General features: G+C 63.5%; 18 protein-coding genes. All 18 read right to left on the bottom strand.

Annotated elements, in window-relative coordinates; all coding sequences use genetic code 11:
• Positions 1-4 precede the first annotated feature (4 nt).
• Positions 5-940: a lateral flagellar motor protein LafU gene (gene lafU / locus BN1133_RS04995; RefSeq protein WP_050665450.1), complete on the bottom strand. Its 936-nt coding sequence runs from the start codon at positions 938-940 to the stop codon at positions 5-7.
• Positions 940-1,797, bottom strand: coding sequence for a lateral flagellar motor stator protein LafT (gene lafT, locus BN1133_RS04990; protein ID WP_050665449.1), 858 nt, complete (start codon positions 1,795-1,797; stop codon positions 940-942). Before lafT ends, lafU begins: the two co-directional genes overlap by 1 nt.
• A 35-nt stretch (positions 1,798-1,832) precedes the next feature.
• The gene (gene lafS, locus BN1133_RS04985) at positions 1,833-2,537 is read right to left on the bottom strand and encodes a lateral flagellar system RNA polymerase sigma factor LafS (RefSeq protein WP_050665448.1); all 705 of its coding nucleotides are present in this window, start codon (positions 2,535-2,537) and stop codon (positions 1,833-1,835) included.
• 9 nt (positions 2,538-2,546) lie between these two features.
• On the bottom strand, positions 2,547-3,005 hold the full coding sequence (locus BN1133_RS04980; protein WP_050665447.1) for a flagellar basal body-associated FliL family protein: 459 nt from the start codon (positions 3,003-3,005) through the stop codon (positions 2,547-2,549).
• 43 nt (positions 3,006-3,048) lie between these two features.
• Positions 3,049-4,131 (bottom strand): flagellar hook-length control protein FliK, encoded by a 1,083-nt coding sequence (locus tag BN1133_RS20520; RefSeq protein ID WP_269429885.1) that lies wholly within the window; start codon positions 4,129-4,131, stop codon positions 3,049-3,051.
• Complete coding sequence (locus tag BN1133_RS04970; RefSeq protein WP_050665446.1) at positions 4,128-4,439, bottom strand: hypothetical protein; 312 nt, start codon at positions 4,437-4,439, stop codon at positions 4,128-4,130. The genes BN1133_RS20520 and BN1133_RS04970 overlap by 4 nt, the downstream gene beginning before the upstream one ends.
• Positions 4,440-4,497: 58 nt before the next feature.
• Positions 4,498-4,890, bottom strand: a complete 393-nt coding sequence (gene lafC, locus BN1133_RS04965; RefSeq protein WP_050665445.1) for a lateral flagellar export chaperone LafC — start codon at positions 4,888-4,890, stop codon at positions 4,498-4,500.
• A gap of 7 nt (positions 4,891-4,897) precedes the next feature.
• Positions 4,898-6,184, bottom strand: a complete 1,287-nt coding sequence (gene lafB, locus BN1133_RS04960; protein ID WP_050665444.1) for a lateral flagellar capping protein LafB — start codon at positions 6,182-6,184, stop codon at positions 4,898-4,900.
• Between the two features lie 99 nt (positions 6,185-6,283).
• Positions 6,284-7,138: a lateral flagellin LafA gene (gene lafA / locus BN1133_RS04955; RefSeq protein ID WP_050665443.1), complete on the bottom strand. Its 855-nt coding sequence runs from the start codon at positions 7,136-7,138 to the stop codon at positions 6,284-6,286.
• Between the two features lie 192 nt (positions 7,139-7,330).
• Positions 7,331-8,323 carry a hypothetical protein gene (locus tag BN1133_RS04950; protein WP_050665442.1) on the bottom strand — a complete coding sequence of 331 codons (993 nt, stop codon included), beginning with the start codon at positions 8,321-8,323 and terminating at the stop codon, positions 7,331-7,333.
• Between the two features lie 11 nt (positions 8,324-8,334).
• Positions 8,335-9,237 carry a flagellar hook-associated protein FlgL gene (gene flgL, locus BN1133_RS04945; protein ID WP_050665441.1) on the bottom strand — a complete coding sequence of 301 codons (903 nt, stop codon included), beginning with the start codon at positions 9,235-9,237 and terminating at the stop codon, positions 8,335-8,337.
• A 9-nt stretch (positions 9,238-9,246) separates the two neighbouring features.
• Positions 9,247-10,566 carry a flagellar hook-associated protein FlgK gene (gene flgK / locus BN1133_RS04940; protein WP_050665440.1) on the bottom strand — a complete coding sequence of 440 codons (1,320 nt, stop codon included), beginning with the start codon at positions 10,564-10,566 and terminating at the stop codon, positions 9,247-9,249.
• Positions 10,566-10,967: a rod-binding protein gene (locus BN1133_RS04935; RefSeq protein WP_050665439.1), complete on the bottom strand. Its 402-nt coding sequence runs from the start codon at positions 10,965-10,967 to the stop codon at positions 10,566-10,568. Before BN1133_RS04935 ends, flgK begins: the two co-directional genes overlap by 1 nt.
• A complete protein-coding gene (gene fgIL / locus BN1133_RS04930; RefSeq protein ID WP_050665438.1) occupies positions 10,967-12,067 on the bottom strand; it encodes a lateral flagellar basal body P-ring FlgIL in 1,101 nt (366 codons plus the stop codon). Before fgIL ends, BN1133_RS04935 begins: the two co-directional genes overlap by 1 nt.
• A gap of 8 nt (positions 12,068-12,075) precedes the next feature.
• Complete coding sequence (gene flgH, locus BN1133_RS04925; protein ID WP_136614259.1) at positions 12,076-12,753, bottom strand: flagellar basal body L-ring protein FlgH; 678 nt, start codon at positions 12,751-12,753, stop codon at positions 12,076-12,078.
• Positions 12,753-13,538 carry a lateral flagellar basal-body rod protein LfgG gene (gene lfgG / locus BN1133_RS04920; RefSeq protein ID WP_050665436.1) on the bottom strand — a complete coding sequence of 262 codons (786 nt, stop codon included), beginning with the start codon at positions 13,536-13,538 and terminating at the stop codon, positions 12,753-12,755. The genes flgH and lfgG overlap by 1 nt, the downstream gene beginning before the upstream one ends.
• Positions 13,539-13,565: 27 nt before the next feature.
• Positions 13,566-14,300 carry a lateral flagellar basal-body rod protein LfgF gene (gene lfgF, locus BN1133_RS04915; RefSeq protein WP_050665435.1) on the bottom strand — a complete coding sequence of 245 codons (735 nt, stop codon included), beginning with the start codon at positions 14,298-14,300 and terminating at the stop codon, positions 13,566-13,568.
• A 10-nt stretch (positions 14,301-14,310) separates the two neighbouring features.
• Positions 14,311-15,504 (bottom strand): lateral flagellar hook protein FlgEL, encoded by a 1,194-nt coding sequence (gene flgEL / locus BN1133_RS04910; RefSeq protein ID WP_050665434.1) that lies wholly within the window; start codon positions 15,502-15,504, stop codon positions 14,311-14,313.
• Positions 15,505-15,508: the final 4 nt, after the last annotated feature.

Below are 15,508 nucleotides of genomic sequence, written 5' to 3'. Positions count from 1 at the left end.
AATGTCAGGGCTCCTGACGGCGAGCCGCTGCCGCCGCCTGTTTGAGGTGGCTGCTAAACAGCCGGTCCAGATTCTCTTCCGCCCCCTGCGACATGATCAACAGTTCGATGCGGCGGTTGCGGCTGCTCTTGGGATCGTCGGGATCCTCGGGCATGGTCTCGGCCATGCCCACCACCTGTGCCACCCGCTCGGAGGGCATGCCTCCCGCCTGCAGCACCCGGCGCGCCATCATGGCGCGATCCGAGGAGAGCTCCCAGTTGGTGTAGTTCTGTCCGGCGAAGGGGGTGGCGTCCGTGTGGCCCGAGATCATCACCCGGTTCTCGATGCGTTCGAACACCGGGGCCAGGGCCATCAACAGATGGTGGAAGAAGGGGGTGATGCGGGCGCTGCCACGGGCGTACATCTCCCGCTGATCGTTATCGCGGATAAGGATGCGCAGTCCCTGGGGAACCACCTGCAGCTCCAGGTTGCGGCTCGCCTCCATCTGGTTGGCCAGGGAGCCGATAAAGCCGGCCAGTTGCTGCATCTGCTTCTCACCCTCGACCCGCCCCTTGAGCAGGCTCTGATAACCCGCCTTGCCCTGTTCGTTGAAGATGGTACCCGGGTTGTCGCGATACTTGGGCATGCGCTGCCCCTGCTCGCTGAATCGGGGCGAGGTCTCATCCACCACAGAGGGGTTCCCCCCCAGATCCACCGGATAGGGGCTGTTGCTGATATCGAAGGGATTCGCCTCGCTGTCCATGATGCTGTAATCCCTCAGCCGGCTGGCGACTGCGGTGCGCTCCTCCTGATTGGAGACCGCCAGGATCCAGAGCACCATGAAAAACGCCATCATGGCCAGGGTGAAGTCGGCAAAGGCCACCTTCCAGGCACCGCCAGCCTTGGGTCCATGATTGCGCCTCTGCTGGCGCTTGATGATGATCTGCTCGTGGTTGCGCATTACATCGCCCTGTTGGTGACCCACTCTTCCAGCTCGAGGAAGCTGGGTTTGACCTCGGGCTCGAGCACCTTGCGACCGGCGTCCACCGCCAGCAGGGGAAGCTTGCCGCGCAGTTGGGCCAGCAGGATCGACTTGATGCACATCATGAGGCCGATGCGGCGCTTCACCTGCTCCTCCATGGCCGAGCTCAGGGGTTCGAGCAGGCAGTAGCAGAGGAAGATGCCGATAAAGGTGCCCACCAGGGCGGCCGCCACGTGGACACCTATGTTGGCCAGGGGGCCGTCGAGCTGCTGCATGGTGATGATGATGCCCATCACCGCCGCCAGGATGCCAAAGCCCGGGCAGGCCTCTCCGGTCTTGTGCAGGGCGTGGGCCGGCTTGAGGAGATCCTCTTCGATGGCCATGATCTCCTGCTCCAGCATGGTATCGAGCTCGTGGGGGCTGATCTTGCCCATGCCGAGCAGACGCAGGTTGTCGATGATAAAGCCGAGCAGTTGGGGATCCTCGGAGATCTGGGGATACATCAGGAAGACCGAACTCTGCTGGGGATTCTCGATATGCTCATCGAGGGCCTTGAGCCCCTTGTTGCGCGTCTCCTCAAGCAGTTGATGCATCAGGGTCAGCAGCTCCCGATAGAGCTCCTTCTCCTCTTTGTTGGGCTTGAACACCTGCTTGAGCTGGTGCTTCATCTCGATGAGCACCGATTTCTCGTTACCCAGCATCATGGAGCCCACGGCGGCCCCTATGATGATGATCAGCTCGGCCGGCTGCCACAGGGCGATCACCTTGCCCCCCGCCATCATGAAGCCCCCCAGGACACAGACGAGGATCACCCCAATGCCAATCTGCTTAAGCATCTATCCACTCCGGATTGAGGGGGAGTCTCCCCCGGTTAAAACGACGCCGCCAGCCGCTGCTTGAGCTGCAGCACGCACTGCTTGTGCAACTGGCACACCCGGGACTCGGTCAGGCCGAGCACCAGGGCTATCTCTTTCATATTCAATTCGTGCTGGTAGTAGAGGGAGAGCAGCAGCTGCTCCCGCTTGTCCAGGGTGGTGAGCACCTTGCTCACCGTCATGGCGAGATCCGCATCATCGCTCTCGGCACTGGGCGCCCGGCCTCCGTTCTCGAGCCACTCCTCCAGGCTCTGCAGGGCCTCGGCCTGCCCCGCATAGGCCAGGTCACGCACCTCTTCGAGGGTGCAGCCCAGGGCCTGGGCTATCTCCGGCTCGCTCGGCACATGGCCGAGGCGGGCCTGCAGCTCGCGCACCTGCTGATTGAAGGCATGCACCTGCTGGCGCAGCTGGCGCGGTCGCCAGTCGAGCCGGCGCAGCTCGTCGAGCATGGCGCCGCGGATCCGCTTGAAGGCAAAGCTCTCGAACTGTTCATCCAGCTCGCCCCCATAGCGTCGCCACGCCTCAAGCAGCCCCATCATGCCCACCTGCTCCATGTCCTCCCGATCGAAGGTGACCGAGACCTGGCTGCGCAGGTGGCCGGCTGCGCGCTTGACCAGGGGCAGGAAACGGCGCAGCACCTCGGCCTCTCCCTGCTGAGCCGATGTCCGGTACTCTCTCTCCTCCGCCCAGAGCGCGTCCATGTTACCGCCTTACTGCACCACGACCTTGGTGATGAGCAGCTCATCGAGGTAGGTCTTGTAGCCATAGCTCTCCAGGGTCAGCTCAAGTTTCTTGAGCAGGGACTCCTGTAGCACCTTGATCTGTTGCAGCTCCTTGCGCACCTCGTCATGGCTGCGGTGGCTGAAGTACTGCACCATGGCGTTACGCAGCAGCGGCTTTTGCTCATCGAGCTGGTTCAATACCGCCGGATTGTGGGTCACCAGAGCGACCTCGAGCACCATGTAGTGGGTATCGGCGCCCCCTTCCAGGCTGATCACAAACTTGTCGAGGGGCTTGAACAGCGGGGTCGCACTGAGCTCGGGTTTGGGCTCGGCCAGCCCCAGCATCACCTCTATCTTGTCGCGCTTGAGGTAGCCCACATAACCCAACACCAGTGTGAGGCTGATGACCATGATGACCACCGCCACCCAGATAAGAATTCGACGCATCATCTCTCGTTAGTCTCTCGCTAAAACTCGGGTTGTCAGGGGATCACACCAGGGTATCGAGCCAGCCATGGGGATCGCTGGCCGTGGCCTCCTCCTCCATCAGGGCACGGCGACCGGCCAGGATCTGATCCCGCGGGCTCTGCTCCTGCTGGCCGGCACCTCCCTGGCCCACATTCACCTCGACCCCGCCCGCATGATGGGGCATCAGGGCACTGCGCAGCCGTTCCATCGACTGAATCAGGGCATCGCGTACGGCCGGGTTGGCCGCATTGAGCTGCACCGTCAGACGATCCCCCTCCATGCGCACGTTCAGCTCCAGGCGCCCCAGCTCGGGAGGATCGAGGCGGATATGGGCCTGCTTGATCTGCTGGCCCACCTGCAGCTCAACCTTGTCTTTGAGGGCAGCCACCAGTTGCTGCCCCCACTGCACCTGGGGATCCGCCAGACGCAAGGGTGCCCACTGGATTTCACCCGGTCGCTGCAAGGGAAGCGGCACCGGCCCCCCTCTCAGGGAGACAGGTTCGGGCGCCGCCTCCCGGCTCTCCCTGAGAGGCTCACTCCCCTGCTGCGCCGCGAGGCGCAAAAGTGGCACCAGCTCGCGCTTGGCAGTGGCGCTGGCCCCTTCACCCGGCGGTGTGGTAGAGAAGAGTTCGCGAAGCGCGCGCTCCCCCTTCACAGGGGCGGAGGGGTGCTCAGGGGCGCTCACGCCCGGTTCCGGCTGCGCCGCTCTCGACGGCATCCCGATCGGCTGAGGCGTGGATGCCCCCTCCTCTGCGGAGGTTGCAGGAGCGGCCGGCAACCTGACCGGCATGCCGCGAAAGGCCAGGGAAGGCATCTCCCGGGGCAAATCCGCTGCCGGGTCGGCCTGAGCGGGCCCGTCGCTGCCCTGCGGGGCCGGCAACTGGGTTTCGGGAGAGAGGGAAACCTCACCTTCCGGTAGCGCCATACGGGTAAATTGGGGCTGAGGCAAGACGCTCGGGGGGAGCTGCGGGCTGTCCTGCATGCTCTCCTCATCCAGGGTCAGCGAGAAGGGTTCCGGCTCGGCGTCACCGTCCCGTCCGGCGGCGATAGCCTCACCACGAGAGCCGCGAAAGCCCCCCGTCCCGTTAATCAGCAGGTTGTTCATTGACTGGCCACCTCTTCATAGGCACGGATCCCCTCACGCTGCTCACCCATGCTCTGCCACTCCCGGTGCAGGCGCTGCGTTTCGCCACGGCAGAGGGTCAGGGCCTCGGCATGCAGGCGGCGCACCTCATTGCGAGTCGGCTCCAGGGCCTGCCACAGGTCTGGGACGCGGCGCAGCTGCGTGCAGGCTTTGGCCAATGCCGCATCGAGGCGGGCGACCTCCTGCCACTGACCGGCTCTGGCCTGATCGAGCAGACGCGTGGCCACCAGCAACAACTGGCGAGCACTCTCCTGGGGTGATGGCAACATGGGTCAGCCTCCTTAACCGGACGACGAGGGGAAGCCCGGCTTCCCCGGGAGGAAACACTCAGGCGGCATGACGCCCCATGGCTTCCCACCCCTCACGCAGCTCGGTGATGATCTTGCGTACCTCGGCAAAGCCGTCGGCCTGGTTGCTGGCGCTGATCTCGAACAGGCGCTGACCGCAGTAGTCGTAGAGACGGTGCAGGTTCATGGCCAGCTCCCCGCCCTGCTCCATATCGAGGGCGCTGTCGAGGCCACCGAGGATATCCAGGCACTTGGCGATGGCCTGCCCCTTGCGCTCAAACTGGCGTGCCTGCAGATGGCCCTCGGCACGGGCCATCTCGTCGAGCAGTCCGTCGATCAGCATCAGCACCAGCTGATGGGGGTTGGCACTGGCGGCCTTGGCATGGGTGGCGGCCTGCTGATAGGCGGCCAGCACATCGTCTTGCTCAAACATCTCTGGTTCAGATCCCCTGCATGGTCTGTAGCATCTGGTTCATCACGGTGAACTGGTTCAGGTAGCGCTTGTAGGCAGCATCCATCCGGCGATCGAGCGCCTCCATCTTCTGATCGACCCGCTTCTGGCTCTTCTCGATGCTCTCCTTGCTGCGCTTGAAGATGCCGTCCCGTGCCGTATAGGGATCGATGGCATTACTCATTCGCTTGAGCAGTCCATCGTCCCCCAGCAGGGCCTTGCCGAGCAGCTCGGGATCCTTCTCCAGAGCCTTGTTGAACGCGGTCTCGTCCAGGGTCAGTTTGCCGTGACGGTCGGTCTTGATCCCCAATTGAGCAAGACTCATGCCATTGGGCAGGTCACGCACGGAGCGGGTCAACACGCTCTTGAGACTGCGTACCGAGCTGTCAGAGGCGAGCGCCCCGGGATTCTTGGGATCGCTCGCCGTCAGCTTTCCCATCTCATCCACCAGGCCGTTGTAGCTCTCCACAAACTTCTTGAGCGCCCCGGTCACCGTCTCCTTGTCCTGGGTGACGCTGATGCGCAGAGGCGCTTCGCCCGGCTTCTGCGCCTTGGTCAGATCGATGGTGAGACCATCGATCAGCTTGTCGAGCTTGTTGCTGGCGGAGACCACCTCGATGGCCCCCGGCCCACTGCCCATGGTCACCTTGGCATCCTGGGCCAGGGTCACATCCTTTCTGGCCGCCACGGCCTGGCCGAAGGTAGAGGCAGGATCGCCGCTGAACTGGACGTCGATGGCGTTGGCGGTGCCGCTCTCGCGGCTGGTGAGCACCAGATTCAACTTGCCGTCGCTGCGCACCAGGCTCGCCTTCACCTTGTCGTTACCGGGGGCGTTGTTGATCTGGCTGACCAGGTCCTTCACCGTGCTGCCGGCCGGCAGGGTGGCAAAATCGATGCTCACCTCCTTGCCCGCAACCGTCAGCTTGAGTTCACCACTGGTGGGGAGGGGATCGCTCTCACTGGTGAACACCATGCCCACCTGATGGGCCTGGGCCAGTTGCTTGACGAAGAGGCTGTACTCCCCCGAGACGGCCTTGCCGTCACTGGTGATGGTCATAAAGCCCTCTTCCGAGGCGGTCGCCTTCTGGGCCTGCAGGGTAGAGGCCTTGTTGAGCTCCTTGAGCTGGGTCTGGAAGGCGGAGAGCTTGGTGTTGAGGCCATTGATGGCCTCCAGCTGCGCCTTGAAGGCCTCCTGCTGGCGCTTGAGCATCTTGTCCATGTTCATGCGCTCGGCGGCGACCAGCTGGGTGGCCATGGTGACGGGGTCGACCATCATAATCGGGATCCTCGCGGTGAAGGGCTACGGATAGGAAAGGGGCGAAGCACGCCCCTTTCCTATCCGTACGGGGCCCGCACGCGGGCCCCGTTATCCGGATTAACGCAGCAGGGAGGTCACCATGCCGGTCATCTGGTTGGAGTTGGAGAGGACGGACATACCGGCCTGCATCAACATCTGGTTCTTGGTCATGGAGGTGGTTTCGGCCGCGAAGTCGGCATCCATGATACGGCCGTTGGCCATATCGGTGTTCTCCTTCATGTTGGCCAGGTTGGTCACTGTGTGCTCCAGACGGTTGATATTGGCACCGAAGGAGGAGCGGACAGAACCGATGTCAGCCAGGAAGGTATCCAGTTCGCCCATGGCGGCAGTGGCCTTGGTCTGATCAGCGATACCCGCCTTCACCGCAGTCCCTTCCACACCCTTGTTGGCGGTGCTACCGGTCACGTCTTTCAGCTTGGCGGACAGATCCAGGCTCAGGGTTTCAGCAGAAGAGCCACCGATCTGGAAAGTGATGGAGCTTTCGAACTTGCCACCCTTCAGCAGCTTGGCGCCACCATAGGTAGTGTTATCAACGATGTTCTTCAGCTCTTTTTGCAGCTCACCAAACTCGGAGTTGGAGGCGGCCATGTCGGCGGAGCTGTTGGTACCGTTTGCTGCCTGGGTAGCCAGATCCTTCATACGCTGAACGATATTGGTCATCTCATCCATGGCCCCTTCGGCGGTCTGCATCATGGACATGGCGTCCTGAGCGTTACGCATGCCGACCTTCTGGCCGTTGGACTGGGCTTGCAGACGGGTGGCCATCTGCAGACCGGCGGCGTCGTCGGCGGCAGAGTTGATGCGCAGACCGGTACCCAGGCGCTGCATGGCAGTACCCAGCATCTTGTTGGTGGAGTTCAGCTGGTTTTGGGTGACCAGAGAGGCGTAGTTGGTATGAATGGAAAGACCCATGATGCGTTCCTCGTTCGTTACTGGTGCGGGCCGGTTGACCCGGTTAACTCGTCACAGGAAGAGAGCGACAGGGGGGCGACAAAAATTTAATGGATAGCGTACTTTTTTCATCGTCACCGCCACCTCGCGGCCCCAAAAATGCAAAACGCCACCCTGATGGATGGCGTGACAACCCAGTCGCAGCGCGAGCACTCAGGTGAGCAGCGCCACCACCGTCTGCCGTGACACATTGGCCTGGGCCAGCAGCCCCGACATGGTGCCGGCAAATCCCTGGGTCAGCACCTCACTGAGACGGGATTGCAGCTGCTCGAGCTCGCTGGCAGAGATGCTCTGGCTGCGCGACTGCACCTGCTTGAGCTGCTGCATGGCTCGCTGGCGAAACTGCTTGAGCTCTCGTACCGACAGCTCAACATCGGCCAGCAGCTTGCGGATACGCTGCTGCTCCTGGGCGATCTCTCCCCGGGAGAGCCCCTTCTCTATCTTCCCCAGCTCACCTTCACTCTGCTTGAAGCGCACCGGAATGGGATTGCCCGCCGGCAGCCTGACCCCCTCGCCACGCAGCAACACCGGCTCGTCGAGCTTGCGCCTCTGTCCCTCGGGCAGGGTCAGGGTCAGTTGACCATCAGCGCCACGACGAGCAGTGATCTGCTCCCCTTGCAGCGCCTGATTGAGCCGTGACAACACCTCCTGGGGCGAGGCCCCTGCGGGCAGGCTGACCTCCACCGCGGCGGCACTGACCGGGAACGAGATCCAGAGCCGCTCGCTCTCCCCCTTGGTGGTGAGAAGATCCAGCCCCTCAGCCTGATAGGTGAGGGTGGGAGCCCTGTCGAGCAGCCTGGGCTTGAGATCGGCCGTGAGAGGCCCCTTCTCACCGCTGACGTGCTGCTCCAGGCGGCTGAGGCGACCGTTGAGCTCCAGCGCCCGCCCCCGTTGCTGTGCCAGCTGACCATCGAGCTTGCGCAGCTCGCTCCACACCAACCCCAGCGCCTGCTCGCTGCTCTGGGCCGAGGCGATACGCTGCTGGGTGTTACCGATCAGGGCCCAGCGCTGCAGGCGCGCCAGATCGGGCTGGCGCTCGCTGCGAGCGCTCCCCTTGCTCTTGCGAGCGGGCTCGGAATGAGAGGGGATGACCCCGGGTTTGCCGGTCTCGGGGATAGCCCCCTGACGGGTGGAGTGGATCAGCATGGGGTCACACCTCAGCGCATGTAATCAAAGAGGCTGAGGGCATTGATCTTGACGAACGCCTGCTGCTGCACCTGCAGCGCCGCCAGCACAGTGGCTTGGCGGGTGGCGGCCGCCGGGAAGTCGAGCGACTCGATCTGATTGCTCACCTCCTTGCTGTAGGTGCTCATCTCGATGTGGGACTCGTCGATCTGATCGAGCAGATTGATCTTGGCGCCAATGCGGCTGGTCATGCTGGCGATATTGTCGAGCACCCCCATGCTGCGATCGAGCATGGCGCCGGCCTCGGTCGACACCTCGGAGGCACCGCTCTCGAGCAGGGTGACGAAGTCGTCAAGCTCCTTGAAAAAATCACCGCCGCTGAGAAACAGGGTGTCGGCCCCCTCGTTGAGGCTCACACTCACCCCCTTGGCGATGGGGACATCCCGCTGCAGGGCATCCCCCTGGTAGTGATAGGCACCGGTGGCCGGATCCTTGACCAGGGCGCTCTTGCCCACCTGGCTGCCGGCAAACAGGCTCGAGCCCGCCTCGTTGCGGGCGTTGGCCAGATCCAGCAGACCATCGCGCAGGCTCGCCAGCTCGGTCGCCGCCCCCACCCGGTCCTCTGGGCTGACAGAGCCGTTGGCCACCAGCTGAGTCAGCTCCCGCAGGCGCATCATCATGTTCTTCATGGTGTCGAGCTGGGTCTCGGCCTGGGAGAGCTGGGTCTTGGCGTTGAAGATGTTCTTCTGATATTGGGTCATGGCCGCCTGCTCCCGCTTCAATCCCAGCAGGCGCACGCTCCCCACCGGATCATCGGAGGGTTGCAAAATTCGCTTCTGGCTCGCTATCTGGCGGTCGAGGCGGGCATATTCGGCATAGCCCCCTTGCAGGCTACCGAGCATGCTGCTCTGAATCATGGAAGAACTGATACGCATGGGGTCTCCTTAGAACATGCTCAGCAGGGAGTCGAACAGCTGATCCGCCGTGCTGATCACCTTGGCATTGGCCTGATAGGCCTTGGTGAAGGCCATCAGCTTCATCCCCTCTTCATCCTGGTTAACACCGCTGACGCTGCTCACCTTGTCACCGATCTGCTTGTCGAGCTTCACACTGGACTCCATCTCGGACTTGGCCTGGCCACTTTGCACCGCCAGTCGGCCGACCAGAGAGGCATAGGCATCATACTGGCCATCCTTGATGGTCAGCATCTCCTGCAGGTTACGGTTGTCGCCGGGCCCCCCGCCCGCCTTGGCGAAGGCGAGATCACTGCCGGCAAATCCATCGGCGATCTTCAAGGTGGCGGCCGGATCGGCCGGGTCATAGGTGAACATGGGCTTGCCCGGGTTACCGGCCAAGTCCACGCCCCCCTGCTGCTTGACGTTGAACTCGTCGGCCAGCTTGCTGGCTATCTGGTTCAGCTCGGCCTTGGCGGGTCTGAGCACCTCGCGGCGATAGTCGAGCACGCCCCCTATGCTCCCCTCCCCCAGGGAGGGAACATCGAAGGTCTGGGTACCGAAACTCAGGCTCAGTACATCCCCCTTGAGGGTCAAGGTACTGCTGCTCTGACCCAGCACCAGGGGTTCCCCCCCGGGCAGGCTGAGATCGTAATCCCCGTTCTCCTGTCGGGTGACCCGCACCTCGACAAGCCCGGAGAGCTGGCGCACTACCAGATCCCGGCTGTCCTCCAGGGCGGAGGTGTTGCCCCCCTTGGCGGCCAGCTCGCTGATCTGGCGATTGAGCTTGCCCACCTGTTCCAGATAGCTGTTGACCTGCTCCACCGAGCTCCCCAGTTGGTCGGAGATCTCCCGCTCCTGGGTGGCCAGGCTGCTGCTCAACTGGCGAAAGCGGTTGGCCAGGGCATTGCCCGAGCTGACGATCTGCTCGCGCTGGGCGCCGGTCTCCGGGCTGTCGAGGGCCCCGCTCAGAGAGGCAAAGAAGCTGTCCAATCCGATGCTGATGCTCATGGACTCGCTGCCGAAGAGCTGCTCGGTGGTGTTGATGTATTGATGAAAGGAGTAGGCGCGTCCCACGCTCGAGCCGGAACGCCAGTGCTGGCTCACCAGATAGTCGTCACTGATGCGGCGCACCCCGGTGACCATGACCCCCTGACCGTTGTCGAGGCGGCCGAAGCCCGCCACGCTCCCCATGGTGGCCTCCTGACGGGAGTAGCCAGGGGTATGGACGTTGGCGATGTTTTGGCCGACCACATTCATGGCGATCTGGGCGGCATTGAGGCCGGAGAAGCCGATATTGAGCAGTGACATCAGTCAGGTTTCCTCACGGTGCGGGTCAGCAGCGGCTGGCTAAAGGCCGCCAGGTTCTCCGGTGTTGAAGCGACCGCTGCCGCCGGATTCTTTAGCGGCGCCTCGAGCTGTTCCACCATCTGGCGGGTGAGCCCCATGCCGCCGCCCTTGACCAACCCCATGGCCAGCTGGCTGTCATACATGTCCCGATAGAGCTCGTTGCCCTTGATGAGCTTCTCATCCTCATCCTGCAGGGCATCGCTGGCCGCCCGCATATGCTTGAGCACGGTCTGCAGGAAGGTCACCTCGAACTGACCGGCGGCCGCCTCGAGGGCGGCCCGCTGGTCCGGATTGCTCTTGATCTTCTGTAGCTCGCCCAGGTCCTGATAGAAACCGGGTTCGCTCCCTGTAATTCGTGTCATCAGATCACCACCAGTTCACCATCCAGAGCCCCCGCCTCGTCGAGCGCCTGCAAGATGGCCATGATATCGTCCGGGGTCGCCCCCAGGGAGTTGATGGCCTTGACGATCACCTCGAGCGAGGTGCCCTCTGGCCAGACAAACATGTTGTTGCGCTCCCGATCCACCTGCACCCTGGAGTTGGGGGTCGTGGTGGTCTGACCGTTGGAGAAGGCGTTGGGCTGGCTCACGTTCTGGCTCTCGGAGATGGTCACCGTCAGGTTGCCGTGACTCACCGCCGCCTTGTGCACCTTCACCTCGCTCCCCATCACCACGGTGCCGGTTCGGCTGTTGAAGACCACCCGGGGGCGCTCACGCCCCATGTCGACCCGGATATCCTCGAGCAGCGCCATGAAGCTGATGCGCTGACTCTCGTCCTTGGGGGCCTGCAACTCGATACGACCGGCACTGACGGCCCGCGCCACGGGGCCGAGCTGGTGGTTGACCGCCCGCTCCACGTTGCGTGCGGTCTTGAAGTTGGGCTGATGCAGGTTGAGGATCACCTCGGGACGGCTGGCGAAGTTGGTCGGCGCCTCCCGCTCTATGATGGCGCCGTTGGGAATGATGCCGGCGGTGGGCACGTTGATGGTCACCGAAGAGCCGGACTGTCCCTCCGCCTTCACGCCCCCCACCACCAGGTTGCCCTGGGCCACCGCATAGACCTCACCGTCGATACCGCGCAGGGGGGTCAGCAACAGGGAGCCGCCGCGCAGGCTCTTGGCGTCGCCGATGGAGGTGACGGTCACATCCACCGTCTGCCCCTTACCCGAGAGAGCCGGCAGGGTCGCCTGTACCGAAACGGCCGCCACGTTCTTGAGCTTGGGATCGAGATCCTCGGGGAGTTGTACCCCGAACTGCTTGAGCATGTTGGCCATGGATTGGCCGGTGAACTTCACCTGGCTGCGATCCCCGGTGCCGGAGAGACCCACCACCAGACCGTAGCCCACCAGCTGGTTGGCCCGGATCCCCTGCACATCGGCGATATCGAGCAGGGGACGGGTACGCACAGCCGCCGTCGCCAGCAGGGGGAGCAAGAGGAAGGGAAGCAGAAGCCAGTTACGCATCGAGATCCTCACAGGGGGGAGAAGGCGGAATTGAAGAAGCGGCTGAGCCAGCCCATCTGGTTGGCATCGGCCAGAGCACCACGACCGGCATAGGTGATGCGGGCATCGGCGATACGCTGGGAGGAGATCCGGTTGCCCTGGTCGATATCCTCCACCCGCACCATGCCACCGAGGCGCACATACTCATCCCCCTGGTTGAGACGGATCCACTTCTCGCCGCGAATGCCGAGAATACCGTTGGGCAGCACCTCGGCCACGGTCACGGTAATGGCGCCGGAGAGGGTGTTCTGCTGGCTCGAGGTAGCCGCGCCGTCGAAGTCCCGCTCCACCGAGTAATTGCCACTCAAGTCCTTGACCACCTTGTTGCCGAAGGTGGGCACCGGCATGTTGAGGCTGCTGTTCTTGTTGGTGGTGGTGTTGGCCTTCTTGCTCGACTGGGTACGCTCCTCCAGCATCACCGTCAGGATGTCGCCGACCCGGTAGGCTCGCCGGTCCTGAAACAGGGTCATCATGGTGCCCCCCTGAAACAGGCTGCCATCCTCCCCTTCCGGCTGGGGAGGCAGCTTGGGCCGGGAGGGGGCCCAGGCCTGATCACCCGGCTCGGGCGGAACCAGCTCATAGGTGGCGCAACCGGCCAGCAGCAGGGCGAGCAGGCCGCTGGCGAGCAGTGCATGCAGGCGTCTCATCATATGGCCTGGGTGATGAACTTGAGCATCTGATCGGCGGAGGAGACCACCTTGGCGTTCATCTCGTAGGCGCGCTGGGTGGTGATCATGTCGACCATCTCCTCCACCACGTTGACGTTGGAAGCCTCCAGGGTGTACTGCTTGACCGCCCCCAGGCCATCCTCGCCCGGCACCCCTTCGATGGGTTCACCGGAGGCACCGGTGGCCCGATAGAGGTTGCCGCCCAGCGCCTCGAGGCCGGAGGGGTTGGAGAAGTGGGTCAGTGTCATGCGACCCAGCTCCACATTGTCCTGCTGGCCCGGCACGGTGGCGCTGACGGTACCGTCGGCACCGATGGCGATGCGGGTCGCATTCTCGGGGATCTCGATCTGGGGCACCATGGGCAGACCATCGGCGTTGACCATCTGCCCCTCGCCGTTGCGGTGCCACTGGCCGTTACGGGTATAGGCGGTCTCGCCGTCGGGCATCTCCACCCCGAAGAAGCCGGCACCGACGATGGCGATGTCGAGCTCTTGCCCTGTGTTCTGGAAGTTGCCCGGCGTGAAGACCTTCTGGGTGCCCACCACCCGCACCCCGTTACCCATCTGGATGCCGGTCGGGGTCAGGTTCTGTTGATCCTGCTGGGAGCCCGGCTGACGCTGGACCTGATAGAAGAGATCCTCGAAGGCCACCCGATCGCGCTTGAAGCCGACCGTATTGACGTTGGCCAGGTTGTTGGAGATGGTGGCCATCTTGGCATCCTGTGCCGAGAGGCCGGTCTTGCTCACCCAAAGTGCTGCGTGCATCTGTCTGTTCCTCGCTACGTCAGGGCCTTAACCCTGACCGGAAATGAGTCTGGCCCCTTGCCGGGCCTGATCGTCGGCGCTCTTCATCAACTTGACCTGCAGCTCGAAGTTGCGGGTCAGGGACATGGTGTTGATGAGCTCATCCACCGCATTGACGTTGGAGCCCTCGAGAAAGCCGGAGGCGACCGCCACCTGCTCGCTCGCCTCGGCCTCGCCCCCCTGGCGCAGGCGAAACAGGCCATCCATCCCCTTCACCAACTCTCCCTGCCCGGGATCGACCAGCTTGAGACGCCCCACCTCGAGACGCGCCCCCTGACCAAGGGGGACGATGGAGAGGGTGCCATCCTTGCCGATGCTCAAGGAGCGGTGAGGTGGCAGCACCATCTCGCCCCCCTCCCCCTTCACCGGGTGGCCGTTGACCGTCAGCAGGCCGTCGGCATCCAGCTCGAAGTTGCCGGCCCGGGTGTAAGCCTCCTGGCCATCGGCAGTCTGCACCGTGAAGAAGCCGGAGCCACGCACCGCCACATCCAGGGTGCGATCCGTCTTCATGAGGGCGCCGGCGGCGAAGTTGGAGCCCGCCTGCTGCTCCTTGGCCAACACCCGGCTCGGCAGACCATCCCCGCCGACCATGTAGGCAGAGACCCGCTCGAAGTCGGCCCGAAAGCCCGCCGTGTTCACGTTGGCCAGGTTGTTGGCCCGGATCTGCTGGGCCATCAGGGTGTGCTGGGCCCCGGACATGGCGGTGTAGATCAGTTTCTCCACGGCTTACCCCTTAGAAGCTGTTGAAGAGGACCTGGGTCATCTTGTCGGCCGAGCTGATGGTCTTGGCGTTGGCCTGGTAGTTGCGCTGGGCCGTCATCAGCCCCACCAGCTCGCCGGTCAGATCCACGTTGGAGTTTTCGTAAGCCCCGGCGGTCAGGGTGCCCAGGGTACCGCTGCCGGGTGCGCCCACCACGGGTTGACCCGAGCTGAAGGTCTGCACCCAGCTGGTGTTATCCGCCTGCATCAGCCCGCCCGGGTTGGCGAAGTTGGCCATCACCACCTGGCCCTGCAGCAGACGCTGACCGTTGGTGAACTGGGCATAGACGCCCCCGTCCTTGTCCACGGTCAGCCCGGTGAGATCCCCCGAGGTATAGCCGTCGGACTGGTTGCGGCTGACGTTGAAGTCGGAGGCATACTGGGTCACCTTGGTCAGCCCCAGCTCCAGGGTGATGGGGTCCGCCCCGGCAGGGGTCAAGGCCAGGGAGGGATTGGCGGTCGGGCTCTTGAGGGTACCGTTGGTATTGAACTCCATGGGGATGGCCGCACCGGTCACTGTGCCATCGAAGGCGGTGTGCACCTGCCACTTGTTGTCGGCGGTCTTGACGAAATACTGGGTCAGGGTGTGTTCGACCCCGAGGGAGTCATAGACCTTGCTCGACTGGGAGTAGCTGAAACTCTTGGAGTCGGTCGGGTTGAAGGGGTTGACCGCCGGGTCGATGACAGAGGCCCCCGCCTTGAGGTTGGCCACGAACTCCAGATTGGTGGAGGCCTTGGCCGGCAGGTTGGCGGTGCTCACCTGGATGTCCCCCACCACCCCGTTCTTGAGGGTGCCGTCGGGGTTGATGCCATATCCCTGCAGGCGATCGCCGGCGGCATTGACCAGATAGTTACCCGCATCCTTTTGGAACATGCCGGCACGGGTATAGGAGGTCTGGCCACTCTCATTTTTGAGCATAAAGAAGCCGCCACCGGAGATGGCGAGATCCAGGGCACGCCCGGTGCGCATCAGATCCCCGTTGCGATCGAAGTTCTGACTGGCATTGCTCATCTCCACCCCGCCCGCCTGGCCGCCACTGTAGATGGCGGCGAACTCGGCGCGGCTCGACTTGAAGCCGGCGGTGCTCACGTTGGCGATGTTATTGCTGATGACGCCCAGCTCCTGGTTGACGGCGCGCAGGCCGCTCAGGCCAATGTTGAAAGACATCTGC

It is taken from the genome of Aeromonas schubertii, from assembly GCF_000820105.1.
Taxonomy (GTDB): Bacteria; Pseudomonadota; Gammaproteobacteria; order Enterobacterales; family Aeromonadaceae; genus Aeromonas; species Aeromonas schubertii.
This window is presented reverse-complemented; position numbering and strand designations above follow the sequence as displayed.